The sequence below is a fragment of the Candidatus Flexifilum breve genome, from assembly GCF_016713355.1.
Map to the genome: position 1 here is coordinate 1 of NZ_JADJPI010000028.1, position 22,237 is coordinate 22,237.

Here is a 22,237-nt window from a genome sequence, read left to right on the forward strand (position 1 = left end):
GGGTAAACTCGAATCACCTTTCTGAGCCGTTGCGGGATGGTGAATCATTTGCGGACAAGCCTCAGAAGGCCGTCCCTGACAAGGTGTCGTTTAAGGGAAGACGGTCTCGAAAAATTAAAACCGTCCCCGCTGAACCTAAACGAGAGGGGCGATATGCGTTCCACGAATTCGAGGGGCGTTCCCGTCTACGGAATGCGGATTATAATTACAATACGCATTATGAAGACACAAAGGGATGCCAAATGGACAACGGGGTAAGCGCACGTGATAACGCACGAGATGCCGTTCTTTCCAGCCGCCGCCTGATACACAGCCTGAAGCCAGAGCCGACGAACGCCGCACCACCCCCGAGAAGATCGCCGATGCGCTGACCAGCGGTTTGGGAGCATGGGCTTTTTTGATTTTCTAATGCGGTGTGGTTCACGATCTGGCTGGCGTGGAATAACGGCCTGATCTCCGGCTTTGCAACCGTTTGACCCGTTTCCGTTTCAACTGCTGACGATGATTGTGTCGCTGGAGGCCATCTTCCTGTCGATCATCGTGCTGATCTCGCAGAGATCGCCCGGGGGAGCGGGTGGCGGATTTGCGGCAGGAGATGGACGTTTGCTGGCTCGACATTTCTCGCTGAGGACGGCCGACGAAGATGATCTGCGGATGCTCGCTGCTCTTGGAAAAACAGGGTTGGACGTGTCGAATGATACTGAATTGCAGGAAATGTTGCGCCCGACCAATATCGAGAAGATTCAGACGATTCTGGAAGAGCGGATCAATGTGAAGAAGTGAGGCGCGAAAAGGCCAACCTCACCCCCGACCCCTCTCCTAAAGGTTGACGGAAGGACAGTTTTAACATTGGGAGCCATTACGCACCCGGTTTGAGGGGAAACAGATTTCGTAGGGACGCGCAACGGCGCGTCCGTTTCTCCCACGATCTGGCGGACGCCCCGTTGGGCGTCCCTACAATCCTCTCGATTGTTAAAAGTGTCCTGTCCTCAACCTGAAGGAGAGGGGGAGAGATGGCCTCACCCCGACCCCTCTCCCAGGGAGGGAAAAATAGGTGGTTAGCGTTCGGGTTCGTAGATCAGGCCGATGACGTCGCCGAGCGGATTCGACCGTTTGAGCGTAGCGGTCAAGCCGTCCTCGAACAGCCGTTGACCTGCGCCGAGCACCACCGGTAAACGAGCACGCGCACAGTGTCGACCCCGCGCGCAGGAGCGACTGCACCAACTTGCCCTGCCGTGCACGGTGATGTTCGTGCCGTCCTGCGCCTTGAGCTTGTTGACTTCGGTGGCGGATCGCCGCTGACAATCACCGAATTGTTCCAGTCGGCGGTCTTCAGGCGTGTTCGATACGACGTATTTGCGCACGCCGTTGAAGTATTCAGCACCGTCATCTTTGCGCCCCGGCCACGCCTGCGCGAAGCCTTCGTAGGTCACGCGACCGAGCAGCAGGGCGTCGCTGGAGGTCGTCTCTTCGCCTTTGAAGTTGGCGATCTGGTCGCTCCAGTATTTGAACGTCCACGCCGGATTTTCAATGACACCATCCAGCGACATGAATTCGTCACGACGAGCTTTCTCATGGTGGCTCTCCTTAGGCTATCCATCGGTTGGCTTGATTTGATACTGCTTATGATACGGGATGTAGTACGCAGAAGCTTGAACAAAAAAGCGACAGGTGTTAGGGGACGCTAATAAATAGTCGAGCAACTTCATCGCCTACCCGCAAAGAGGAGCGAGGAAACAAGCAGAGTGTTTGAGTCCCCTCTCCGAGTAGAGAGGGGACTTAGGGGGCGCTGAACTACGCCTAGACCGCCGTCACCAGCACCGGCGCGCCGTGGCGCACGATGATCGTGTGCTCGTACTGCGCGGTGCGGTCGCCATCCGGCGTCTTGATCGTCCAGTTGTCGTCAGCCGTACACCCGCCCCGAACCATTCGTGATGAACGGTTCGAGCGCGTGATCACCAGCCCGTCGGTCAGGCGGTCATCAGCGCGCTTGGTGAAGTAGTTGGGGATGCTCGGCTTCTCGTGGATCGATTTGCCGACGCCATGCCCGCTCAACTCGCGGATGATGTTCAAGCCCGCCGCCCGCGCCTCCAGTTCGACCGCCTTGCCAATGGCATTGATGCGCTGCCCTGCCCGCGCCGCGTCAATCGAGCGCTTGAGCGCGATTTTCGCCGTATCGCAGATCTTCTGGTATTCGGGACGCACGGGCGGCACCGGGAACGTGCTGCCTGAATCGGCGAAGTAGCCGCCGAGTTCCGCCGACACGTCGATGTTGACGAGATCGCCGGGCTTGATCACGATCCCCGGCGATGCCGTGCGCGACTTCTTCATTAATGCTGATGCAGGTCGCGCGGGGAACTGCCACCAACTGCGGCGCGGACTGCGCGCCCTGCGCCTTGATGTAGGCCGCGCCAATCGCGTCAAGTTCGGCGGTGGTCATGCCGGGACGCATCGCCTCCGCCATCGTCTTGATCGTCAGGCCGACGATCCGCCCGATGCGCATCAGCCCGTCAAAATCTTTCTGGTCGTTGACTGTCATGCTTCACCTGAGTAGTTTACAGTTCTAAGTTTACAGTTCACAGTGAAAACGAAGTAGGGGCAGTGCGCTGATCCACAATGCAAGGCAAAAACTGTGCCCTGTAAGCTGACATCTGTGAACTAGAGCAGCTTGAAAATGTTCGCGACAATCGGCTTCTGATCCGGCGTCACGGCGATATAGCCGCGCTTGCCCGCCTGATCCTCAATGGCGACCCAATCGGTTCCCGCGGGACACTCACCATCCACACCATCCTGAATGATAGCAGCGCTGTGTAAAAGATCGAACAGCGAATCCACCTTCATCGCCTCCGCGCCGAGCGCATGCCGCGCCTCTGAAGTCATGTGCGCGAGGACGCCCGCCTGCCGCAACTGCTGGTACTGTCGTGCAAAGCCCATGTTGTTGCCCCTCTACCTCAAATGTACTATTCCATTGTACCCGAAATGTGATTTGTAAGCATACCAGGTTTCCTGTAAAACCGCGCTGTGTGTCACATTCCGGTGTGCTATACTCTGCGTGATTTGATCACCATAGAGAGAACTCCATGTCTGAACTGACTCGCCTAAGCCTCTCCGACGCTGTGAGCCGCTTGCGTAACCGTGACATCTCGTCCGTCGAACTGACGCGCGACTACCTCGACCAGATCGCGGCGCTCGAACCGACGATCCACGCTTTCATCACCGTGACCGCCGACCGCGCCCGCGCGGATGCCGCCCGCGCCGATCAGCAGCGCGCCAACGGCGACGAGCGCCCGCTGTTGGGCGTGCCGCTGGCGATCAAGGATGTGCTCTCGACGACGGGCGTGCAAACCACCGTGCGGCTCGAAGATCCTCGCGGGTTACACCCCGGTTTTCACCGCGACCGCCGTCAAACGCCTGGAAGACGCGGGCATGGTGCTGCTCGGCAAGACCAACATGGACAAAAGTTCGCGATGGGCTCTTCGACCGAGAACTCGGCCTATGGCGTGACGCGCAACCCGTGGAATCTCGACCGCGTGCCCGGTGGGAGCAGCGGCGGCAGCGCGGCAGCGGTCGCGGCGGGCATGGCGGCGGGCGCAGTCGGCACGAATACGGGCGGCAGCATTCGCCAGCCCGCCTCGCTGACCAGGTTGGTCGGCTTGAAAACCGAGCTACGGGCGCGTGTCGCGTTATGGCTTGGTGGCGTTCGGCTCGTCGCTGGACTGCCCCGGCCCGCTCACGCGCACGGTCGAAGATGCGGCGCGGTTGCTCGGCATCATGGCCGGGCACGATCCGCTCGACTCGACCAGCATGCCCGTCGACGTGCCGGATTATGTGGCAGCGCTCGGCGGCAGCGTGCAGGGTCTGCGCGTCGGCGTGCCCAAGCAGTACTTCATCAAGGGGACGCAGCCGGAAGTCGATGCGACCGTCCATGCCGCCATCGAACAGCTTCGAGCGCTCGGCGCGGAGATCATCGAGATCGACATGCCGCACACCGATTATTCGCTGCCCGTCTATTACATCATCGCGCCCGCCGAAGCCAGCGCCAACCTCGCACGCTATGACGGCATTCGCTTCGGGGCGCGCGTCGATAAGGGTGATATGTGGGACACCTACAAGGCGACGCGCGGCGAAGGCTTTGGCCCGGAGGTCAAGCGCCGCATTATGCTCGGCACGTATGCACTCTCCGCCGGGTACTATGATGCCTACTACGGCGAGGCGCAGCAGGTGCGCACGCTGATCAAGCAGGACTTTGACCAAGCGTTTGAGCGCGTGGATGTGATCGCCGGGCCGACTGCGCCCATACCGCCTTCAAGCTCGGCGAGAACGTCAACGACCCGTTAAGCATGTACCTCGAAGACGTGTTCACGCTGCCCGCGAGTCTGGCGGGCGTGCCGGGGTTGAATGTGCCGTGCGGCTTCGACAGTCAGGGCATGCCGATTGGCATGCAGTTGTTCGCGCCCGCCTTCCGCGAAGACGTGCTGCTGCGCGCGGGTCACGCTTACCAGCAGTCGACCGATTGGCACAAGCGGTCAGCACAGGTGAAGGTGTAAAACGCCAACCTCACCCCCGGCCCCTCCCCGAATTCAGGGAGGGGAGCCAGCAGAGTCGCCGTTCCTCCCCTCTCCCCGCTCGCGTGGCTTGAGGACGGGACAAGCTTAACAACCGAACGATTGTAGGGACGCGCTTCTGCGCGTCCGTGGTCAGCGGACTGCCAGAAGGCCGTCCCTACAAGGTGTCGTTGAAGGGACGAGAGTCTCGCTCGATATATTAAAACTGTCCTGCCGTGAACTGAATTCAGGGAGGGGCGGATGCGGCGGACACAATGAATTGCGTCCCTACGAGAGAAACTGTGGTATTCAGATGGTTTCTGAAAAGCCAACCTCACCCCAGCGACCCTAACAGTTCTTTGCCCCTCTCCCATGGGAGAGGGGCGGTTGAGCGGAGCGAAACGGGGTGAGGCAAGGGGTGAGGTTGCTTTGCGCGTTTTGAATATTGTTCTTACGTATCCTATCAGGAGGGGAATGCCATGCCCGTTACGCAGATGAAGATTAGCGCGGAGGAACATCGCCAGCGCTGCGAGAAACTGCTCATGCACCTGCACGCCGAGGGTTTGAACGGCGTCGTGCTGTTTGACCGCCAGTATGTGCTGTACTACACGGGCTTCGCCTTCATCCCCACCGAGCGCCCGATGGCCTTCGTCATGAACAAACGCGGGGAACGCGGGATGTTCGTGCCGCGCCTCGAACTGGAGCACGCGCAGGCCAACGCGCTGATCGACCGCGTCGATCACTACCTCGAATATCCGTACACCGCCCATCCGATGATCGCTTTTCAGAAGATGCTCGACGAAATGGGCATGCAGAGCCCGGTCGGCGCGGACGAAGACGGCTACCCATGGGTGTTCGGCTACCGCGGCCCCAAGCTCTCGGAGATGCTCAACGCGCCCGTGCGCAGCGTCCGCGCCTTTGTCGAAGACGCCATGATGATCAAGTCACCCGCCGAAATCCGCCTGATTCGCGAGGCGTGCGTGTGGGCGAATCTCGGGCATGTGCTGCTGCAGCGCTACACCAAAGTCGGCGCGACTGAGACGGAAGTCAGCCAGCGGGCGGGCGATGAAGCGACGCGCGCCATGTACGACGCCATCGGCCCCATCTACCGCGGGCAGAGCGAGTACTACGGCGGCGTGGTGGCCGGGTATCGCGGGCAGATCGGGCGCAACGCGGCGATCCCGCACGCGCTGGCCAACAACCTGACGTTTCAGCCCGGCGATGTGCTGGTGACCGGAGCCGCCGCGCCCGTGTGGGGCTACCATTCCGAACTCGAACGCACGATGGTCATGGGTAAGGCGACCGACGAGCAGAAGTTCCTGTTCGATCACATGGTGGCGCTGCAAGATACCGCTTTGGAAGCGATCCGTCCCGGCGTCCCCTGCTCGGAAGTTGACAAGATCGTGCGCGCCTACTACGAACAGCATGACCTGATGCCGTACTGGAAGCACCACGTCGGCCACGCGATTGGCCTGCGCTATCACGAAGGGCCGTTCCTCGATCTCGGCGATCCGACGATCATTCAGCCGGGGATGGTCTTCACGGTTGAACCGGGGCTGTATTCGAAGGGTGTCGGCGGTTTCCGCCATTCGGACACCGTCGTCGTCACCGAAGACGGCCTCGAAAGCCTGACCTACTACCCACGCGATCTGGAAAGTCTGACGCTGCCGGTATGAAGATCGATCAACGCTTAGTCGATGCGGCGATTGACCTGCTCCAACGCCGTTTTCCGCCCGGTTATGGCGTCGCCGCCGCGATCTATACCGCTGACGGCGACCTGTTCACGGGCGCGGTCTTCGAGCCGGAGTACGGCGGCGGGGGACTGTGCGCGGAGACGGGCGCGATCCTGCAAGCGCACACGCTCAACAAACAGGTGACCGCCTCGGCGTGCGTCGCCTATGACGGGAGCGGGCGCATCGTCATTCTGACGCCATGCGGCATCTGTCAGGAACGGCTGCGCCATTGGGGCGGGGCGGTCGAAGTCGCCGTGCCCGACCCCGCCGATCCGACGCGCTGGATCGCCAAACCCTGCGCGAAGTTCAGCCCTACTACTGGGCTAATGTGTTTAGAGGACGAACGTTGAACAATCTTCCCTTCGCCAAACCCGGCCAGTTCTACAAAGGCAACCTGCACACGCATTCCACCAATTCCGATGGCCGCATCAGCGTGGAAGCAGTGTGCAAGTTCTACCGGGAGCACGGTTACCACTTCCTGTCGATCACCGATCACTTCCTGGACAACTACCACTATCCGCACACGGACGCGTCGGCTTACCACACGCCGGACTTCGTCACGCTGCACGGGGCGGAACTGCATGCAGGCAAAACCGGTACGGGCGAACTCTGGCACATCCTCGCCAACGGGCTGCCGCTCGATTTCGCGCGGCCAACGCCGGATGAGACAGGTCCGGAAATTGCGCAGCGCGCGCTGGCCACCGGCGCGTTCGTCACCGTGGCGCACCCCGCGTGGTACAACCTGACCGAAGAAGACGTGATCAGCCTGCGCGACACGCACGCCATCGAGATCATCAACGGCATCTCAGCGGATCACAGCGACAAGATCGACAGCGTGTACATGCTCGACGTGATGCTGGCGCGCGGCTATCGCTTCAATGCGCTGGCGACCGACGACGCGCACTTCAAGCCCGATTTCCGCGACACCCTGCGCGGGTGGACGTGGGTGAAAAGCGCAGAGCTCACGCCGGAAGCGATCCTCGCAGCGCTCAAACGCGGCGACTTCTACAGCAGCACCGGGCCGCTCATTCACGATGTGCAGGTGACCCCCGGCGAGACAATCAAGATCCGCTGCTCCCCGTGCGAAAGCGTGTTCGTGACGGGTAAGGGCTCATGGGCGGCGTACAAGCATGGGCATAACATCACCGAAGTCGAACTGTCGATCCGCAGCCTCAAAACCCCCTACTGCCGCGTCACCGTGCGCGATCCGCACGGCGGGCGGGCTTGGTCGAACCCGATCTGGTTCTGACATTCCCCTCCACACCTGTAAACAAGGCGCCGCTTACTGAATAAAGGTAAGCGGCGTGTGCTACCCGCAAATTTATTCAGGAAAAATACAGACAATTTAAGGCTTTACGAGTATCTACTCACGCTATACTGCTTCCACTGTAGACAATTTAGGAGCAAGCGTGCATGTATTCATTGGATTGGCTGATTCCCAATAAGGTCGCGTATGCCCGCGTGTATGGGCGGCATACCCTCGAAGATATGGAACGGTCAAACGCCGATTTCAAGATTTTGCTGGACGCGGCCGGCGGGCCGGCGCATTTGATTATGGATATGCGCGCCGCCGAAAACCTGCCGATTCAGATCAAGCGCGGGCAGGAATCGCTGGAAGTCGCCAAGCACCCGAACCTCGGCTGGGTGGTCAGCGTCGGCTCGACTAACGAGATCGTCAAGTACGTGGGCATCATGCTCGTGAAGGTGTTTCGCCTGCGCTTTCGACGCCTCAACAGTATGCAAGAAGTGATCGACTTCCTGCACAGCCTCGACCCAAACCTTAACTGGTCGGCGGCGCGCCTCGAACTGCTGGTCAACGATGCGGAACTGCGCTTTCCCTTCGCCTAACTGCCACTCGCCGTTTTGATATAGCGGTAGGCGGCATACAGCCGCTTGAACCGCGCTTCGGCCTCCTCTTTGGGGAGTTTGCTCACATCGGGGTGAAATTCGCGTGCCAGCTTACGAAACGCGGCTTTCACCTCGTCGTCGGACGCACCGCGCACCAAGCCGAGCAGTTCGTAAGCGCGATCCAGCTCGGACTGCGGCAGGCGATCGACGGGTGTGCGAAACCCCTCGCCCGGCACATCCGCCCAACTCGAATTGCTCCACGTGTAGAACTGGGTGTGACCGCGCGTGGTCTGCTTGCGGAAGGCGTTGCGCCCGGTGATGTAATCGGGCTGCTTCCAGAACGCCTCCGTGCCGAAATTCGCCACCAGCCAATCACCGCGGATCGACTGCGGCTGCTTCACCCACACGCGGAACGACGGCAGATGCTTGATCTCGACATCCGGCCCGTACCACGCTTCCTGTTCGCTGCCCCGCCCGAGCGGCTTAAAGTGCACCTGCCCGACCGCGTAACCGTCCGTCGTCTGGCGATACGTGTACACCTTGTCGAGATACAGCGCGTGCAGCGCGAGCAAGCCTTCGTCAGGCGTGGTCAGCGCGCCATCGGACGGCACAAGCGCCGCATCTACAATGAACAACGACCCCACGCCGACGCGCGTCCCTTCGCTCAAAATGCGCTTGAGGTTGCGCACACGCACTGTCTCATCCAGCAGATACACGTAGATGAGCGTGCCCGTCCACGTGTGAGCGATCAGATGTCCGTCTTTCGCCACCTGACAGCCACGCACACTCTCGACGCCCGTCAATTTGCCGCACAACCAGCGTTTGATCGTCTGCGACCATACCCGATACCATTAAAGCTCAGTTCGCAATCGCGCCATTGTAACAAATCGAGCGGGAGAGCGGCTATACTTCGCCGCAGACTATATGCAGCGAAGGATGACAGCCCATGACTGATGATGATCGCCTTCCGTTAGCCTTTGAGCGGATCGCTCCGGACGAGCAGCACGCGCAGTCTCGCGCTTTTCTCACGCGGATGCGGTCACGGCGCACCGTGCGCGAATTCTCGCCCGAACCCGTGCCCTTCGAGCTGATCGAGAATGCCATTGCGGCGGCGACGGCTCCGAGCGGCGCAGATCAGCAGCCGTGGACGTTCGTCGTGGTGAGCAATCCGGAGATCAGACGCAAGATTCGCGAGGCCGCGGAAGCCGAGGAATACGAGAGCTATACGCGGCGGATGAGTCAGGAATGGCTGGACGCGCTGGCGCATCTGCACACCGACTGGCACAAGCCGCATCTCGAAGACGCGCCGTATCTGATCGTCGTGTTCGCGCAGGCGTACGGTGTGCGTGACGATGGCACGAAGATCAAGCATTACTATGTGACCGAATCGGTGGGGATTGCGGTGGGGATGCTGCTGGCGAGTCTGCATCTGGCGGGCTTGGCGACGCTCACGCACACGCCCAACCCGATGACCTTTCTCGCGCAGATTTTAGGGCGACCCGCTAATGAACGCGCCTACGTGGTGATCCCGGTCGGCTACCCGGCGGCAGATGCCAGAGTGCCCAACATCAGCAAGAAGCCGCTGGCCGAGGTGCTGATCCGCGTGGAGTAAACAGGTAGGGGCGCAACCTGACCCCACCCCCGGCCCCACGCCTCCGAATTCAGGGAGGGGAGCCAACACCTCTCGCCAAACCAAATGGGTTCTCGTAGGGACGCGATTCATCGCGTCCGCTGGCGCAGACCTTACGCCTTCAGCTGCTCGACGTAGTGCGTGATCGCCACTTCCATGAAAGCGGGCAGATCCGGGTGCACCGCGCCAATATTCTCCTGAAAGGCGGGATCGCTGGTGTACAGGTGACCCAACCCGGCGAGAATCTCCGGCGTCGGTTCGTAGAAGTAGCGCAGATGCTGGTGCCAGCGCGCGATGATCGCCTGCACCGCGGCGCTCTCCGCGCCCTGCGGCATGGCAGCGGCGAGATCGACATAAATAGTGCCGCCCTCGTCCTTGATCTGCTGCTTCTTCTCCGCCGAGTAGCTCTTCCACAACTTCTGCGACTGCCGGACGGTCTTTTCGTCCCAGCGGCGCGCGGCTTCGTCGCTATATTGATCTTCTTCGGCTTCCGTCCACTGGCCGAACATAGGCTTTTTGCTCATGCTGTATCTCCTCATCTTGAGCAACCAGGATACAGCATACAGGCTGACGTAACGTCAGCTGCAAGGGGCAATTTTCAGATTGAGGAAAATTGGGGAGAAACCGAGTTGATGGCTGTAGGGACGCGCTTCTGCGCGTCCGCTGACTCCGACCCCACCCCCGTCCCCTCCCCGAATTCAGGGGGAGCAGACATCGTTCGCAATGCCTCCCTCTCCCCGCTAGTGTGGGAGAGAGGTCGGGGTGAGGTTTTTCGCTTCGATCTCCTGTTCGGGAGTAGCGTCCTCGCTGCCGGTCGTGTCGCGGCGCATGGCCTCATCGACCGCGTGCGACGTTTCGTGGTGGCGTTCCGTGCCGGGCGGGGTCGCGCCCGCGCTCACGTCACTCGAACTGGTCGCGCCGACCTGCGAATGCGGGATCGCGCCGCCCATCTTCGCGGCGTGTTCGTTCTGCGCGCGGGTGGCTTCTTCCGCCGCCCAGCGACCGCCGCTCGTGCTGTCATCATCGGTGACGGCCGGAGCACCGCGATCTTCCGCGCGACCGCCCGGCGTACCGCTGTTCGTACCGGCAGTGCTGCCGCTGCCGCTGCTGCCCATGCCGCTCCGACCGCTCGCGCCCATGCCGCCCGGGTTGGTCGACATGCCGCGCTGCATATCCGCCTCCACCGAGGCGCGCTGCATGGTTTCCGGATTACCCGCTAACGGAATGCCGCCCGTCGTCGGGACGGTGTCCGTGCTCGCGCGGGGCTGCTGATCGCTGAACACGTCCTCTTCGGGGATCGCCCCCATCCCCCGCGCCACGTTATAGTCGCGGTAGGCGAGCCGTTCCCGCTCGATCTGCTCGGCGTTATACGGCGGTGCAGCGTGGTCGAAGGTCGACCAACCGCCTTCGCGCCACAGCGACGAGCGCGTATCGATATCGACCGGGTGATACCGGTTCATGATCGTTTCGGCGCGTTCCGCCCATTCGTCATTCGTGGTCAGGCTGATGAGCGTGCTGCCGCGCCGGATGCCTTCCGCATAGATGTGGGCATCATCTTCATCCACCCCCATATCGATCAACCCGGCGGTGATGCCGCCCGTGATCGCGCCCGCTGCCGCACCGATTCCCGCCGTGAGCGCAATCGCCAGCGGCCCCGCGCCGATCACCGGACCAATGCCGGGGATGAGCGAGACGCCCACGCCAATCAAGGTGCCGATCACCGCGCCGAAGCCCGCGCCTTCGCCCGCGCTCACGTCGCCGTCCAGCACCATATCACGATCTTCCAGCGAACTGCTGTATTCGCCGTTCGCGTCATTCGCCATCACGCTGACGTCGTCCCGCGTGAAGCCTGCTTCGATCAGATTATCGATCACGCGCTCCGCGGTCGAAAAGTCGTCGTAGAGCGCCACGATTGTCTTGGTCATCTCTGCACCTCGTCCATAACCGACAACATTACATATAACATTATATTGCATCTTAATGCGCTTTGTCATGAAAAAGCCGTGAGAGATCAGAGGTGTTTCCCCTCCTCCAACGCTAACAGGGGTAGGTTTTCAATAGTAGGGACGAGGCATGCCTCGTCCTCCTTTGCCAAAATAACCGTCACCCGATTGGCTCAAGCATTCTTTTGCTTGCACGGATGACAGGCTTTTGGTCCAATCCAGAGAAAAACAGGACGAGGCATGCCTCGTCCCTACGGGTTCTCTGCGCACGTAAGCGCTGTTAGCTCTCCTACATTCCCCCTACCTTTTCAGCACGCCAGCCCACAAATCGGAACGCCAGCCGCGGCGAATATGTTAGAATGATGCGCGCTTATCCGGACGAGGGAACCCAACACAATGTGCGGAATTTGCGGTGTGGTCGATGTGAGCGGGGCGGGACGCGCCAATCTGGGCATGGTGCAGCGCATGTGCGCGGCGATCCGGCATCGCGGCCCCGACGGTGACGGTTTCTACGCGCCCTCCGGCGACCAAAACGTCGCGCTGGGCATGCGCCGCCTCAGCATCATCGACATCGCCGGGAGCGATCAGCCGCTGTATAACGAAGACCGCACCATCGCGCTGGTCTTCAACGGCGAAATCTACAACTATAAGGAACTGCGCCGCGAGCTGCGGAGCAAGGCGCACGCCTTTCGGACCGACGGCGACGGCGAGACGATCATCCACCTGTACGAAGAATACGGCTTCAAGCTGTTTGACCATCTGCGCGGGATGTACGGCTTTGCGCTGTGGGATACGCAGCGCAAGCGCCTGCTCGTGGCGGTCGATCACATCGGCATGAAGCCGCTCTATTTGTGGGAACATGGCGGACTGCTGCACTTCGCCAGCGAGGTCAAAGCCTTCAACGAGACCGCCGAACTCAACCTCGACGTGCTCGACACCTACCTCTCCTTCGGCTACATGATCGGCGCGGATACCCTGTTCAAGGGCGTGCAGCGCCTGCCCGCCGGGCATTATCTGGTCGCGGAGAACGGCACGACGCGCATTGAGGAACACTGGCGCTTCGGCGTGGGCACGGCCATCGATCTGCGAGCAGACGACGAACAGGGCTGGATCACCCGGGCGCGTGACCTGCTCACCGAGTCGGTCAACCTGCACATGCGCAGCGATGTCCCCGTCGGCCTGTTCCTGAGCGGCGGCGTCGATTCGGCGTCCGTGCTGGCGCTGATGCGGCCGCAAGCCGAATCGATTGAGACGTTCACCGTCGGCTACGACGCCAAAACGCCCGACAACGAGCTGATCCATGCCCGCAAAATCGCCGCGCATTTCCACACCACGCATCACGAGCGGGTGATCAATGCCGAGGATTGGTGGAACGGCTTTCAGCGCTACGTGTATCACCACGACGAGCCGAACCCCAATCCCCCTGCCGTGTCACTGATGCTGCTGGCCGAGGAGACGGCGAAGCGGGTCAAAGTGGTGTTGACCGGGCTAGGGGGCGACGAATTGTTCGGCGGGTACATGGCGCATGCCGCTATCCCGCAGATTTTGCGCGCGCAGAACTCGTGGGGGCGCATGCTGCGCGGCTTCGCCCAACCGCTGCTGCGCCTCGAACGCTACTACCCGATGATGAAGCGCTACCGAGGAATCGGCGCGCTGCCGACCTACCTGCCGCGCCTCACCCAGTCGCTGCTGCCCCGTGACGAAGGTCTGCGCCGCCTGCAATCGTTCGATGGGCTGGTGCTCACCGATACGCTGCGCGGCGAACTCTACGGCGCGAACCTGCAGGCCGCATGGGACGCTGCCCACCATAAAGAAACCACCTATGCGGGCATCGTGGATCGCTCGCTCGCGCCGGATGCGTACAACTTCGCGCAGGCACTGGTCATCAACACATGGCTGGCGGGCAACGCCCTGCTCAACTGCGATAAGGTGACGATGGCGCACTCACTCGAAGCCCGCGTCCCCTTCTTCGATCCGGTGCTGCTCAATTTTGCCGCCCGCGTGCCGAGCGCCATCCGCATGCAGCGCAATAAGTACGTGCTGCGCGAGGCCATGCGTCCGCTGCTCCCCGCCTTCGCACTGGCCCGTCCCAAGCAGCCCTTCGGCACGCCGATTTTGAACTGGTTCCGCGCCGACCTCGCCGAGCGCATTCAGGCCGTGCTGCTGGATGACGGCGCAGGTATTCGCGATCTGTTCGAACGTCCCGCGCTGGAAACGCTGCTGCGCGCGCACTTCGACGGCAGCGCGCCGCAGGTCGAAGTCGTGTTCCGCCTGCTCACACTTGAAACATGGTTGAAGACCTTTACCAAGGAGCGCGTGCCCGTCTCACGATCATGTCAGCGCTGTCTACGCTCGTGCAAGCACCGTTGAGCATTTTCTTCGCCCTCGCCCTGCAAGTGACCGCGTTCCGGCTGCTGCGCAAGATCGGCGCGCAGTTTCGAGCAAGTACGATCAACGAACACGACGCCTTCGATTTTCAGAACAAGCTGACCGCCGCCGAGATCATACGCAGCCGCCAGATTACACGGCGGAGTCGAAGCGGCTGTATACCTACTTCTTCATCGTCGACTTCTTCTTCCCGCTGTTCGCGTCGCTGTTCCTCGCGCTGGTGTGGACGGCGCTGCTGCAGGCGGCGGAGATGCCCACGCTCTACGGTCAATTGCTGGCCGCCCAGGTGCCGGTGTTCGCCTTCGCGCCCGCCCTGTTCGATTGGGGTGAAAACATCTGCTTCTTGCTGCTCGTGCGGCGCTATCCCACCCACCTGCCGAACCTCGCCCGCGCGGCGGTGATCTGCAAGCGCCTCAAGTTGCTGACATTGGGTGTGACGGGAGTCGTCAGCGTCGTACTGGTCGTCGCCACGTTGATTCTGTGGGTGGTGGCACGGACTCAATAGCCGCGTGTTGGCAAAATTAGCATTTTTGTTCTATTATAAGGATCTGTTCGGATAATCCAGAGGAGTGTGCACATGCAGCCGCGCATCAGCCAGATTCGCCTGTTGGTCACCGATTTCGCCGGATGTTTCCGCTTTTATCGAGATATTCTCGGGCTGCCCGTCGCTTCAGGCGACGAGACCGACGTTTATGCATCCTTCCACCTGACACCGGACGTCGGTCTAGGGTTGTTCCGCCGGGATCTGATGGCCGCGGTGGTCGAGACGCAGGCCAAGCCGCCCAAGGCCGACGCCCAAGACTCCGTCGTGATTGCCTATCAGGTCGATGATGTGGATATCGCTGCGGGGGAGCTGCGCGCGAAAGGCGTCGCACTGGTCGCCGTGCCGACGAACCGCCCTGATTGGAGCATGCGCACCGTGCATTTCCGCGATCCCGATGGCAATCTGGTCGAGCTGTTTTCGGGGTTGAAGGGGTAGAGTAACCTCACCCCCAACCGCTCTCTCACCTAGGCGAGGAGAGGTGAAAACGGCGAGTCTGCTTGCTCCCTCCCCTGAATTCGGGGGAGGGCTGGGGAGGGGGTCAGATCAACTCCACCACGACGCCTTCGTTCGCGCGCAGATGCAGTTCTGCGACGGCATCGCCGCGATCCATGTGCGTGGAGAGAATCACCTTGCCACGCCCGGGCAGCGTGAGCGCGCGCCCGACGTTCCAGAAGTTGAGCGCGATCAGGTACTGCTTGCCCTCATGTTCGCGCACATAGACGAACGTGCCTTCCGGCGATTCGACCGAGCGATACGACCCGGCGTGCAGCGCGGGCGTGTAGCGGCGCAGCCCCAACAGCGTGTGATAAAACATCAGCATCGACGTGGGATCGGCCTGTTCGCTGACCACGTTCAGCACCGGGTAATCGGGCGACAGGGGCAGCCACGGTTCACCGGTGGTGAACCCGGCGTTGGGCGAGTTATCCCAGTGCATGGGCGTGCGCTGTGGATCGCGGCTGATGCCGAGATTGATCCCCTGCGGGTCCTGGTACAAGTGCGGCGGAATGTCCACGTCGCGCAGGCCGAGCTCTTCGCCGTAGTAGATGAAGGGCGTGCCGCGCAGCGTGAGGATCAGCATGGCGGCGACGCGCGCCTGCTCCAAGCCGATGCGCGTGCCGATGCGCATCTGATCGTGGTTGCCAAGTTCGTAGTTCGGCCAGCCCTCCGCGGGCAGGCTCGCCTCGTACAGATTCACAAAAGAGCGAACTTCATCCGCTTGCCACGGCAGCATTAGCAGCGCGAAGTTGAATGGCAGATCGATCTCCGGCGCGGCGTCCGTGCCGTAGAAGCCCGTGATCAGCGTGGGATCGGTTGAATAGGCGATCTCGCCGATCATCACGCGGTCTTTAAACTCCTCGAACACCTGGCGCAGCTCATGAATCAGGTCATGCACGCCCGGCTGATTTTCGCTGTAGGTGCGCAGATATTTCCATGTGGGGTTGTCACGCCCTTCGACCCACTCCGGGTTGGGCGGGTTATCGCGCAGCAGTTCGTCCTTGATCATGCGGTCGATCACGTCGACGCGGAAGCCATCCACGCCGCGCTTGAGCCAGAAGCGGATCGCGTCGGCAATCGCTTTTTTTCACCTCAGGGTTGCGGTAGTTGAGGTCGGGCTGTTCCGGCAAAAAGCTGTGCAGGTAGTATTGGCCGGTCGTTTCATCCCACGTCCACGAGGGGCCGCCGAAATACGCCAGCCAGTTGTTGGGCGGCGATCCGTCGGGCTGGGCATCGCGCCACACGTACCAGTCGCGCTTGGGGTTGTCGCGCGACGACCGGGACTCGACGAACCACTCGTGATGATTCGAGGTGTGGTTCGGCACGAGGTCGAGAATCAGCTTGAGGTCGCGCTGATGCACCGCAGCGAGCAGATGATCGAAGTCGTCGAGATTGCCGAACGGCGGATAGATATCAACGTAATTGCTCACGTCATAGCCGAAATCAGCCATCGGCGAGGGGAAAATCGGCGAGAGCCACAGCGCATCCACGCCGAGCCACTTCAGATAATCGAGCTTGGAGGCGATGCCGCGCAGATCGCCGAGGCCATCGCCATTGGAGTCCATGAACGAGCGCGGGTAAATCTGGTAAACGACGCCGCGCTGCCACCATGCTTGTGCCATATTCGATCCTATTGCCTTCCTGAACATCAACCCCACCCCCCGCCCTCCGGCCCAGAGGGGAACAATTCGCGCGCCCCTCTCTCCGCTTGTGTGGGAGAGGGATTGGGGTGAGGGGATTATCTGTTTGGGTGGGTTACTTCCCCAGTAAGAAGCGCAGCGCGTCCGGCATGCGGCGCGCCCACGCCGATTCGGTGTGTTCGGCGTCCTGCTCCACCACGTAGAGCAGATTGCCACACGGATTGTAGCCCTTCTTGATCAGCAGGGCGTTCATGCGGCGGGCGCTGGTTTCGCGCGAGCCGTTATCCAGATAGATTTTGCCGTCCACATACGGCGCGTCCTGCAGGCTGGCGTAGATCGCGCCGCTGCCGATCCAGAAGGCCGGGCTCATCACCCCCGCGAAGCCGAAGGTTTCGCTGCGGTGGAAGAAGGCGTACATGCTGATCAAACCGCCCATGCTCGACCCCAGGATGCCCGTGTGTTCGCGTTCCGGCAGCGTGCGGAAATCGCGGTCAATCATGGGCTTGAGCGTGTCCCGCAGCCAATCGAGGTAGAGCTGGCCTTTGCCGCGCCACACATGCGGGAACGGGTTGTATTCCTGAATGCGTTTCTCGCCCCCGTGATAGGGCGCGACGATGATCGCCTCGATGCCTTCAGTCGCGAGGTTTTCCATCGTCTCGTCGACGTGCCATTCCTGCCCGCCGAAAGCCGTGCCCGCATCGAACAGGTTTTGCCCGTCCTGCATGTAGACGACGGGGTAACGCTGGTCGGCGTCGTGATACGACGGCGGCAGATAAACGATGACGTCGCGCTGCACGTCCAACTGCGGGCTGTATGCGCCGCGCAGAATGCGCACGCGCCCGCTGATGGTCGGCGGGTGTTGAACGGTGTGCGTGTAGATTTCCCACTGGGTGACTGCTTGCTGCATCCGCTCTTGCTCCTGTGTCTGTCAAACGGATTATGAAAGTGATCCTATCATAAGCGCAGATGCATCCCTATCCGCAAAAGGGATGCGATTATGAAAAACTAACCTCACCCCGGCCCCTCTCCTAGAGGAGAGGGGAGATAACACGCCTCACCCCTAAATCCCCTCTCCGAAAAGAGGAGAGGGGACTTAAAGCTCTGCTTGGCTTACTTCTCCTAGAGGAGGGGAGATAACACGCCTCACCCCAACCCCTCTCCCAAGGGAGAGGGGCTTAAAGATAGCGGCTGATATTCCCCCTCTCCGAACGGAGAGGGGGTTAGGGGGTGAGGTTGCTGTTACGGCGTGGGCTTTTCGCCCGCGTGGATGTCGATGCGCCCGTCGGTGACGCGCCAGATGGCGGCGCGGTCGAGGAAGGGGCGCGTGAAGATGTCGAGTTCGGTGGTGGTGACGAGCGTTTGCGTCACGCCGTCGATGCGTTCCAGCAGGTAAGCGCGGCGCTGCGAATCAAGTTCGGCGACGACTTCGTCGAGCAGCAGCACCGGGTATTCGCCGATGCGGTCGCGCATCCACTGGAGTTCCGCCAGCTTGATCGCCATGACAGCGGTGCGCGCCTGTCCGCGACTGCCGTACAGCCCGGAGTCGCGCTCGTTGATGAACAGGCGCAGTTCGTCGCGGTGCGGCCCGCAGAGCGTCACGCCGCGGTGAATCGATTCGCCTTCTTCCGCCTTGAGCTTGTCGCCAAACTGCGGCGCGATCTCATCCGGCGTGAGTTCGCGGTGCAAATCCAGCCCGAAGGTATCGAACGAGAGCTGACCGTCGCCCGCGAAGGTCGGCAGGAAGCTCGGCTGGTAGCGCAGCGTGAGGACTTCGCGCTTGCCCGTCAGGTCAAGGTGGGCGTCCTGCGCGCGGATTTCCAGTTCGCGCAGGAACTTCTGCCGTCCAGCGATGATGATGCTGCCCGCCGCGACGATCTGCTCATCCCAGAAGCGCAGTTCTTTGGGGCTGGCCTGCCGATCATTGATGCGCTTGAGCAGGGCGTTGCGCTGCGGGAGGATCTTCTCGTAGGTGTCGATGGCATTGAGATACGCCGCGTCCACCTGACCGAGCGTGTTATCCATGAAGCGGCGGCGGTCGCTCGGCGAGCCTTCGACCAGCGACAGATCGTGCGGCAGGAACAGCACGACGTTGAGCAGGCCGACGATATCCATCACGCGCTTGTCGACGCCGTTCACCTTGATCACCTTGCGCAGCCGCGCCACGCCGTCGACCGTGCGCTCGATCATGAGCGTCATTTCGAGGCGGTTCATGGGCGCGTGCTGGGAGCAGATTTCGGCGGACAGGCGGGCAAACGGGATGGGGTCGTTTTCGGCGCGCCAGTGGATCAACTGGCGGTCGGCGGCGTTGTAGGGCGATTTGGCGGTCGCCAGATAGTAGATCGCTTCGAGCAGGCTGGTTTTGCCCTGCGCGTTTTGTCCATGCAAAACGACCGGGTTATTGGTCGGCAGGCCGAGTTCTAACCGGGCGTAATTGCGAAAATTGGACAGGGACAAATGCTCGATATACATCACATCTCACGGGGCAAATGTCCCACAATTTTACCTGATTTAGCACGAAATTTCGAGATCAGCCTCTCTCCACGCTGTCTTTTTGTGAAAGGGTGGAGCATCGCCATTCTATCAGTGCTATTCACTTGGAAGCAAATGATCTTTATCTATTCGCTCATATGTTGCAGGGTACTTCTTTTCCAGTGATTTCATACTTCTTAAATAGTGCGTACAATGTTGATAATTAGCATCCTCTGATCGTTTTGAGGACTATATGGTGCATATTCGTTAGGAAGACTATAGGATCAGGAATGGATGACTCAGAAGAACGATGGACACAGATAAAAGGCATTTGGGCGGACAAAGAAAACCAATGGCTTTACGCCTTAGTCGGGTCTCTCGTTAGAATTACCACTAGGCCATTTATCGTTTCTAGAAATGATTTCATAGGAAACATATTTCCAGAAATTGTTGGCATTGCTTTTACTCTCAGTATTATTGACCGTCTCAATCAGAGGAGGCAGATCCGTGCTGAGTTGAATCGGCTAAAGGAGGACTTAATTGCGAAGATGGGGAGCACTATCAACGACATTGCTGTTCCTGCAGCAGAAGAATTAAGGTTCGGAGAAGATGGTTATTCGACGGTTCCTTACGTGACGCCTATTTGTCGCGCGCAAATTTGGAAGGCGCAGATTTACAGAGAGCAGATCTACAACGAGCTTACATGCCACTAATCCGCCTTAATTGGACAGATATGATACGTGCAGATATGCAAGCAGTAGAAATGGACTACGCTTTTCTACACAATGCGGATCTTATAGAAGCCAATTTGGAAAAAGCAAATTTAGCTTTCTCGGAGTTTCATGAAGCTCGTATTGATAGAGCCAACCTAAAGGAAGCTGATTGTCGGGGTGCTAAGTTTATTCAGTCGAATTTGCGCGACACATTTCTTCAAGGGGCAAACTTAAATGCTGCAACTTTAAGAGGAGCTGATTTACGCGGGGCTAATCTTGCCGGAGCAAGTCTTATTTGCGCTGATTTGAGTGATGCGAAGATGGATGAGGCTACTATTCTGCCTGACGGTCAAAACTATGAACAGCGCATTCCACTGGATATATTTACAGATCCAACAAAACCCAATTTCAAACCTCCTCACTACTGGATATGGCTCGGCTAGAACTTGATGGCGTCGATCTTCACGAGGCAGATCTTTTGAGTATCCAACTCGAATATGCTTCGCTTTCACACGCCAATCTCAATTCTGTCAATTTTCGAAACGCGAATTTAATGGGAGTGTCTTTTCAGCAAGCTGATATGAGAATGGCAGATTTGAGGGGAGCCACTATCGCGGGCGCACACTTTGAAGGAGCGGATCTGCGTGGCGCAAAGTTAGACGGCGCAAAATGGGAAGTCGACGCAGTAGATGTAGACACAGGCAAGCGATTTCGGTATGCATTGACTTTTGATGAGCACACTCTTCTACCCAATGGTGCAAATTGGAAAAATTTAACCGATATTGCACAATTTGTAGATCTGTAAAAGTGAATGCTTGAACCAATTGATCATATATTGTGACTGCGATCAAACTATATTTACTATGTCGGCATTCTTTGTCAGCATCCCGAGTTGAAACTAGGCTTTATAGAAAAACCACTTGCGGCGGGACACACGCAGCGTCCCGCCCGCCCTCTCCCCGCGTCTAGTACAGCCCGGTCTTCTCGTCCTCGGCGAGATACGCATCCGCCTCTTCAAGGCTTATATCGAGCTGCGCGTGCTGGACGATCGCAGCACCGAGCGAGACCAGCGCGTCGTTCTTATGCTCGTCCGTCCACAAATGCGACCGCACCATGCACTTGGTGCAGTGGAAATAGGCTTCCTGCACCGTCACGGCGATCACGAAGATCGGGGCTTTGCCCTGCATAATGAAGCGGTCGCGCACCGCCTCGTCGCGCACGATCTGCGCCGTGCCGTTGACGCGCAGCGTCTCTTTGCGCCCGGGCACAAGGAACAGCAGCCCGATGTGTGGGTTCTGCAGCAGGTTCGTCAGCGTGTCGCCGCGCCGGTTGCCGGGGCGGTCGGGGATGAGCAGCGTGTGGCTGTCAAGCACCTGCACGAACCCCCGGCGGATCGCCTTGGGCGACACATCCATGCGCCCGGTCGCGTCGCTGGTGCCGAGCAGCACGAACGGCGACGCCTCAATGTAGGCGCGGCAAATGTCGTCAATCTGGGTGATGACTTTGTTGGTCGCGGGTTCTCCGGCATAGCCCAGAATGGCGCGGAGATCGGCCTCGGTTTGGATCACGTGTTGGAAAGTGCTCATGGGTTCGGCTTTCGCTGTGTGTTGGATTGACCAGATTATGCCAGTTTTCGGAGGTTGCTCAACACGATTTTTCGACCCCACCCCCGCCCTCCCCGGACTCAGGGAGGGGGAGACAGCAGGTTCGCCATTCCTTCTCTCCCAAGGGCGAGGGGACTTCAAACGCCGCTCGTCTCCTCTTTTCGGAGAGGGCCGGGGGGGGGGGCGAACTGCAAAATTCTTGAACTGCCGAGTTTCCCACTTTACGAACCAATTGCGACTTCTCAAATTGTTTCGTCGAGAATACGGGTCAGCTCTTGGTAGCGCGCTTCTGGCGCGGTCTGCTCCATTGTCAACAAAATTTGGAAGAGGCTGTAAACATAGGGAAGCTGCATGAGTTTATCCATCAGTTGTTGGCTGAGCGGTTGAATGAGCCAGTCTTCCTCCAAACGTTTCGGGAAGTCTCTTTTTGTTTCGTCAAGCCGATCAAGAAAGCTGGTTGAGAGCAAAGTCGCTGAGAGATTCGCTTTTGTGCTCACTTCAATACCTCTTTCAACACTTTCAAGCATCATCAAAGAGCCTGCATTATAGATGTGAGCGAGTTCTTGAGGTGTTAAAGGGCGTTCCAGTTTTTTCTCCGCCGCATCCTTGATCAGATCGCACGCCCGCAGATAAATCTCGGTATAAGACAGCTTGTCACTCATGGTTCAATCAGCCTCTTTCGAAGT

Annotated in this window: 24 protein-coding genes and 2 pseudogenes; 13 read left to right on the forward strand and 13 right to left on the reverse strand. The window is 59.7% G+C overall.

Annotation, left to right across the window (positions count from 1 at the left end):
- The first annotated feature begins 462 nt into the window (after positions 1 to 462).
- Positions 463 to 783 (forward strand): DUF1003 domain-containing protein, encoded by a 321-nt coding sequence (locus IPK17_RS21670; protein ID WP_343419786.1) that lies wholly within the window; start codon positions 463 to 465, stop codon positions 781 to 783.
- Positions 784 to 1,058: 275 nt separating this feature from the next.
- Here the strand turns inward: IPK17_RS21670 and IPK17_RS21675 are convergent, their stop codons facing one another.
- The 3 genes and pseudogenes from IPK17_RS21675 to IPK17_RS21685 all read right to left on the reverse strand — a co-directional run bounded on the left by IPK17_RS21675 (position 1,059) and on the right by IPK17_RS21685 (position 2,934).
- Complete coding sequence (locus tag IPK17_RS21675) at positions 1,059 to 1,550, reverse strand: dihydrofolate reductase family protein (protein ID WP_343419787.1); 492 nt, start codon at positions 1,548 to 1,550, stop codon at positions 1,059 to 1,061.
- Between the two features lie 250 nt (positions 1,551 to 1,800).
- Positions 1,801 to 2,539: pseudogene (gene map / locus IPK17_RS21680) on the reverse strand (type I methionyl aminopeptidase).
- Positions 2,540 to 2,658: 119 nt separating this feature from the next.
- The gene (locus IPK17_RS21685) at positions 2,659 to 2,934 is read right to left on the reverse strand and encodes a hypothetical protein (RefSeq protein ID WP_343419788.1); all 276 of its coding nucleotides are present in this window, start codon (positions 2,932 to 2,934) and stop codon (positions 2,659 to 2,661) included.
- 146 nt (positions 2,935 to 3,080) lie between these two features.
- On the opposite strand from IPK17_RS21685, the pseudogene gatA reads away from it, so the two are divergent.
- The 5 genes and pseudogenes from gatA to IPK17_RS21710 all read left to right on the forward strand — a co-directional run bounded on the left by gatA (position 3,081) and on the right by IPK17_RS21710 (position 8,125).
- Positions 3,081 to 4,547, forward strand: a pseudogene (gatA, locus tag IPK17_RS21690) (Asp-tRNA(Asn)/Glu-tRNA(Gln) amidotransferase subunit GatA).
- Between the two features lie 476 nt (positions 4,548 to 5,023).
- Entirely contained in the window at positions 5,024 to 6,220 is a 1,197-nt protein-coding gene (locus IPK17_RS21695) for a M24 family metallopeptidase (RefSeq protein ID WP_343419789.1), read from the forward strand.
- A complete protein-coding gene (locus IPK17_RS21700; protein ID WP_343419790.1) occupies positions 6,217 to 6,627 on the forward strand; it encodes a cytidine deaminase in 411 nt (136 codons plus the stop codon). The genes IPK17_RS21695 and IPK17_RS21700 overlap by 4 nt, the downstream gene beginning before the upstream one ends.
- Positions 6,624 to 7,526, forward strand: a complete 903-nt coding sequence (locus IPK17_RS21705; protein WP_343419791.1) for a CehA/McbA family metallohydrolase — start codon at positions 6,624 to 6,626, stop codon at positions 7,524 to 7,526. Before IPK17_RS21700 ends, IPK17_RS21705 begins: the two co-directional genes overlap by 4 nt.
- Positions 7,527 to 7,690: 164 nt before the next feature.
- Complete coding sequence (locus IPK17_RS21710) at positions 7,691 to 8,125, forward strand: hypothetical protein (protein ID WP_343419792.1); 435 nt, start codon at positions 7,691 to 7,693, stop codon at positions 8,123 to 8,125.
- Here the strand turns inward: IPK17_RS21710 and IPK17_RS21715 are convergent.
- Positions 8,122 to 8,940: a J domain-containing protein gene (locus IPK17_RS21715; RefSeq protein ID WP_343419793.1), complete on the reverse strand. Its 819-nt coding sequence runs from the start codon at positions 8,938 to 8,940 to the stop codon at positions 8,122 to 8,124. The two genes, IPK17_RS21710 and IPK17_RS21715, sit on opposite strands and share 4 nt — an antisense overlap.
- Before the next feature lie 131 nt (positions 8,941 to 9,071).
- Here IPK17_RS21715 and IPK17_RS21720 point away from each other — a divergent pair, with 131 nt between their 5' ends.
- Complete coding sequence (locus IPK17_RS21720) at positions 9,072 to 9,737, forward strand: nitroreductase family protein (RefSeq protein WP_343419794.1); 666 nt, start codon at positions 9,072 to 9,074, stop codon at positions 9,735 to 9,737.
- 131 nt (positions 9,738 to 9,868) lie between these two features.
- Here the strand turns inward: IPK17_RS21720 and IPK17_RS21725 are convergent, their stop codons facing one another.
- Positions 9,869 to 10,279: a TipAS antibiotic-recognition domain-containing protein gene (locus tag IPK17_RS21725; protein ID WP_343419795.1), complete on the reverse strand. Its 411-nt coding sequence runs from the start codon at positions 10,277 to 10,279 to the stop codon at positions 9,869 to 9,871.
- Positions 10,280 to 10,495: 216 nt separating this feature from the next.
- Positions 10,496 to 11,680 (reverse strand): hypothetical protein, encoded by a 1,185-nt coding sequence (locus IPK17_RS21730; protein ID WP_343419796.1) that lies wholly within the window; start codon positions 11,678 to 11,680, stop codon positions 10,496 to 10,498.
- A 414-nt stretch (positions 11,681 to 12,094) separates the two neighbouring features.
- On the opposite strand from IPK17_RS21730, the gene asnB reads away from it, so the two are divergent.
- On the forward strand, positions 12,095 to 14,068 hold the full coding sequence (gene asnB, locus IPK17_RS21735; RefSeq protein WP_343419797.1) for an asparagine synthase (glutamine-hydrolyzing): 1,974 nt from the start codon (positions 12,095 to 12,097) through the stop codon (positions 14,066 to 14,068).
- A 106-nt stretch (positions 14,069 to 14,174) separates the two neighbouring features.
- Here asnB and IPK17_RS21740 read toward each other — a convergent pair whose 3' ends face one another.
- Positions 14,175 to 14,357, reverse strand: coding sequence for a hypothetical protein (locus IPK17_RS21740; RefSeq protein WP_343419798.1), 183 nt, complete (start codon positions 14,355 to 14,357; stop codon positions 14,175 to 14,177).
- On the opposite strand from IPK17_RS21740, the gene IPK17_RS21745 reads away from it, so the two are divergent.
- Together IPK17_RS21745 and IPK17_RS21750 are read left to right on the forward strand one after the other, a co-directional pair.
- Positions 14,337 to 14,591: a hypothetical protein gene (locus IPK17_RS21745; RefSeq protein ID WP_343419799.1), complete on the forward strand. Its 255-nt coding sequence runs from the start codon at positions 14,337 to 14,339 to the stop codon at positions 14,589 to 14,591. The two genes, IPK17_RS21740 and IPK17_RS21745, sit on opposite strands and share 21 nt — an antisense overlap.
- A 72-nt stretch (positions 14,592 to 14,663) precedes the next feature.
- Positions 14,664 to 15,065 (forward strand): VOC family protein, encoded by a 402-nt coding sequence (locus tag IPK17_RS21750; RefSeq protein WP_343419800.1) that lies wholly within the window; start codon positions 14,664 to 14,666, stop codon positions 15,063 to 15,065.
- A gap of 103 nt (positions 15,066 to 15,168) precedes the next feature.
- Here IPK17_RS21750 and IPK17_RS21755 read toward each other — a convergent pair whose 3' ends face one another.
- The 4 genes from IPK17_RS21755 to recF form a co-directional block, all read right to left on the reverse strand.
- Positions 15,169 to 16,167 carry an alpha-amylase family glycosyl hydrolase gene (locus IPK17_RS21755; RefSeq protein ID WP_343419801.1) on the reverse strand — a complete coding sequence of 333 codons (999 nt, stop codon included), beginning with the start codon at positions 16,165 to 16,167 and terminating at the stop codon, positions 15,169 to 15,171.
- A complete protein-coding gene (locus IPK17_RS21760; protein ID WP_343419802.1) occupies positions 16,106 to 16,747 on the reverse strand; it encodes an alpha-amylase family glycosyl hydrolase in 642 nt (213 codons plus the stop codon). Before IPK17_RS21760 ends, IPK17_RS21755 begins: the two co-directional genes overlap by 62 nt.
- 133 nt (positions 16,748 to 16,880) lie before the next feature.
- Positions 16,881 to 17,672 carry an alpha/beta hydrolase gene (locus tag IPK17_RS21765; protein WP_343419803.1) on the reverse strand — a complete coding sequence of 264 codons (792 nt, stop codon included), beginning with the start codon at positions 17,670 to 17,672 and terminating at the stop codon, positions 16,881 to 16,883.
- 332 nt (positions 17,673 to 18,004) lie between these two features.
- Complete coding sequence (gene recF / locus IPK17_RS21770) at positions 18,005 to 19,234, reverse strand: DNA replication/repair protein RecF (protein ID WP_343419804.1); 1,230 nt, start codon at positions 19,232 to 19,234, stop codon at positions 18,005 to 18,007.
- 290 nt (positions 19,235 to 19,524) lie between these two features.
- Between recF and IPK17_RS21775 the strand changes: the two genes are divergently transcribed.
- From IPK17_RS21775 to IPK17_RS21785, 3 genes are read left to right on the forward strand one after another with little or no spacing between them, the layout of a single operon-like run.
- Positions 19,525 to 19,947 (forward strand): hypothetical protein, encoded by a 423-nt coding sequence (locus IPK17_RS21775; RefSeq protein WP_343419805.1) that lies wholly within the window; start codon positions 19,525 to 19,527, stop codon positions 19,945 to 19,947.
- Positions 19,893 to 20,390: a pentapeptide repeat-containing protein gene (locus IPK17_RS21780; RefSeq protein WP_350341650.1), complete on the forward strand. Its 498-nt coding sequence runs from the start codon at positions 19,893 to 19,895 to the stop codon at positions 20,388 to 20,390. The genes IPK17_RS21775 and IPK17_RS21780 overlap by 55 nt, the downstream gene beginning before the upstream one ends.
- A complete protein-coding gene (locus IPK17_RS21785; protein WP_343419807.1) occupies positions 20,378 to 20,752 on the forward strand; it encodes a pentapeptide repeat-containing protein in 375 nt (124 codons plus the stop codon). The genes IPK17_RS21780 and IPK17_RS21785 overlap by 13 nt, the downstream gene beginning before the upstream one ends.
- Positions 20,753 to 20,912: 160 nt before the next feature.
- Here the strand turns inward: IPK17_RS21785 and IPK17_RS21790 are convergent, their stop codons facing one another.
- Together IPK17_RS21790 and IPK17_RS21795 are read right to left on the reverse strand one after the other, a co-directional pair.
- Positions 20,913 to 21,533 (reverse strand): MSMEG_1061 family FMN-dependent PPOX-type flavoprotein, encoded by a 621-nt coding sequence (locus IPK17_RS21790; protein WP_343419808.1) that lies wholly within the window; start codon positions 21,531 to 21,533, stop codon positions 20,913 to 20,915.
- A 260-nt stretch (positions 21,534 to 21,793) separates the two neighbouring features.
- Positions 21,794 to 22,213, reverse strand: a complete 420-nt coding sequence (locus IPK17_RS21795) for a hypothetical protein (RefSeq protein ID WP_343419809.1) — start codon at positions 22,211 to 22,213, stop codon at positions 21,794 to 21,796.
- Between the last annotated feature and the right edge of the window lie 24 nt (positions 22,214 to 22,237).

What these genes read in the sequence shown, in the direction of transcription:
- IPK17_RS21675 (WP_343419787.1), bottom strand. Translation starts at nt 1,550, where the DNA reads ATGTCGCTGGATGGTGTCATTGAAAATCCGGCGTGGACGTTCAAATAC.
- IPK17_RS21685 (WP_343419788.1), bottom strand. Translation starts at nt 2,934, where the DNA reads ATGGGCTTTGCACGACAGTACCAGCAGTTGCGGCAGGCGGGCGTCCTC.
- IPK17_RS21695 (WP_343419789.1), top strand. Translation starts at nt 5,024, where the DNA reads ATGCCCGTTACGCAGATGAAGATTAGCGCGGAGGAACATCGCCAGCGC.
- IPK17_RS21700 (WP_343419790.1), top strand. Translation starts at nt 6,217, where the DNA reads ATGAAGATCGATCAACGCTTAGTCGATGCGGCGATTGACCTGCTCCAA.
- IPK17_RS21710 (WP_343419792.1), top strand. Translation starts at nt 7,691, where the DNA reads ATGTATTCATTGGATTGGCTGATTCCCAATAAGGTCGCGTATGCCCGC.
- IPK17_RS21720 (WP_343419794.1), top strand. Translation starts at nt 9,072, where the DNA reads ATGACTGATGATGATCGCCTTCCGTTAGCCTTTGAGCGGATCGCTCCG.
- IPK17_RS21725 (WP_343419795.1), bottom strand. Translation starts at nt 10,279, where the DNA reads ATGAGCAAAAAGCCTATGTTCGGCCAGTGGACGGAAGCCGAAGAAGAT.
- IPK17_RS21730 (WP_343419796.1), bottom strand. Translation starts at nt 11,680, where the DNA reads ATGACCAAGACAATCGTGGCGCTCTACGACGACTTTTCGACCGCGGAG.
- asnB (WP_343419797.1), top strand. Translation starts at nt 12,095, where the DNA reads ATGTGCGGAATTTGCGGTGTGGTCGATGTGAGCGGGGCGGGACGCGCC.
- IPK17_RS21745 (WP_343419799.1), top strand. Translation starts at nt 14,337, where the DNA reads ATGCCCACGCTCTACGGTCAATTGCTGGCCGCCCAGGTGCCGGTGTTC.
- IPK17_RS21750 (WP_343419800.1), top strand. Translation starts at nt 14,664, where the DNA reads ATGCAGCCGCGCATCAGCCAGATTCGCCTGTTGGTCACCGATTTCGCC.
- IPK17_RS21760 (WP_343419802.1), bottom strand. Translation starts at nt 16,747, where the DNA reads ATGGCACAAGCATGGTGGCAGCGCGGCGTCGTTTACCAGATTTACCCG.
- IPK17_RS21765 (WP_343419803.1), bottom strand. Translation starts at nt 17,672, where the DNA reads ATGCAGCAAGCAGTCACCCAGTGGGAAATCTACACGCACACCGTTCAA.
- recF (WP_343419804.1), bottom strand. Translation starts at nt 19,234, where the DNA reads ATGTATATCGAGCATTTGTCCCTGTCCAATTTTCGCAATTACGCCCGG.
- IPK17_RS21775 (WP_343419805.1), top strand. Translation starts at nt 19,525, where the DNA reads ATGGATGACTCAGAAGAACGATGGACACAGATAAAAGGCATTTGGGCG.
- IPK17_RS21785 (WP_343419807.1), top strand. Translation starts at nt 20,378, where the DNA reads ATGGCTCGGCTAGAACTTGATGGCGTCGATCTTCACGAGGCAGATCTT.
- IPK17_RS21790 (WP_343419808.1), bottom strand. Translation starts at nt 21,533, where the DNA reads ATGAGCACTTTCCAACACGTGATCCAAACCGAGGCCGATCTCCGCGCC.
- IPK17_RS21795 (WP_343419809.1), bottom strand. Translation starts at nt 22,213, where the DNA reads ATGAGTGACAAGCTGTCTTATACCGAGATTTATCTGCGGGCGTGCGAT.